This window comes from Vogesella mureinivorans (assembly GCF_007644035.1).
Taxonomy (GTDB): domain Bacteria; phylum Pseudomonadota; class Gammaproteobacteria; order Burkholderiales; family Chromobacteriaceae; genus Vogesella; species Vogesella mureinivorans.
This window is the reverse complement of the sequence record NZ_VMTV02000123.1, coordinates 1-995: the sequence shown is the minus strand read 5'-3', so window position 1 is coordinate 995 and position 995 is coordinate 1. Positions and strand designations below refer to the sequence as shown.

Sequence of the window (995 nt, the reverse complement as noted above, 5' to 3'; positions counted from 1 at the left end):
GGGGACCTTAGCTGGCGGTCTGGGTTGTTTCCCTCTCCACGACGGACGTTAGCACCCGCCGTGTGTCTCCTGAGTATCACTCTTCGGTATTCGCAGTTTGCATCGGGTTGGTAATCCGGGATGGACCCCTAGCCGAAACAGTGCTCTACCCCCGAAGGTGTCCGCTCAAGGCTCTACCTAAATAGATTTCGGGGAGAACCAGCTATCTCCCGGTTTGATTGGCCTTTCACCCCCAGCCACAAGTCATCCGCTAATTTTTCAACATTAGTCGGTTCGGTCCTCCAATTAGTGTTACCCAATCTTCAACCTGCCCATGGCTAGATCACCGGGTTTCGGGTCTATACCTTGCAACTCAATCGCCCAGTTAAGACTCGGTTTCCCTTCGGCTCCCTTATTCAGTTAACCTCGCTACAAAATATAAGTCGCTGACCCATTATACAAAAGGTACGCAGTCACAAGATTTCTCTTGCTCCCACTGCTTGTACGTACACGGTTTCAGGTTCTATTTCACTCCCCTCACTGGGGTTCTTTTCGCCTTTCCTTCACAGTACTGGTTCACTATCGGTCAATCAGGAGTATTTAGCCTTGGAGGATGGTCCCCCCATCTTCAAACAGGATTTCTCGTGTCCCGCCCTACTTGTCGTTAGCTTAGTACCATAATAATGTTTTCGGATACGGGATTATCACCCTCTACGATTGAGCTTCCCAGCTCATTCTCCTAACAAAACCATTATCACTAACAGGCTCTTCCGCTTTCGCTCGCCGCTACTTACAGAATCTCGGTTGATTTCTTTTCCTCGGGGTACTTAGATGTTTCAGTTCTCCCGGTTTGCCTTATTAAGCTATGTATTCACTTAATAATAGTAGATTCTTCATCTACTGGGTTTCCCCATTCGGATATCTTGGATTAAACGCTTCTTATCAACTCATCCAAGCTTTTCGCAGATTAGCACGTCCTTCTTCGCCTCTGATTGCCAAGGCATCCACCGTGTACG

The 995-nt window shown here is 48.1% G+C and carries 1 rRNA gene; it reads right to left on the bottom strand.

Annotation, left to right across the window (positions count from 1 at the left end):
- A 23S ribosomal RNA gene (locus tag FLQ44_RS03110) occupies nt 1-995 on the bottom strand; the annotation flags it as partial.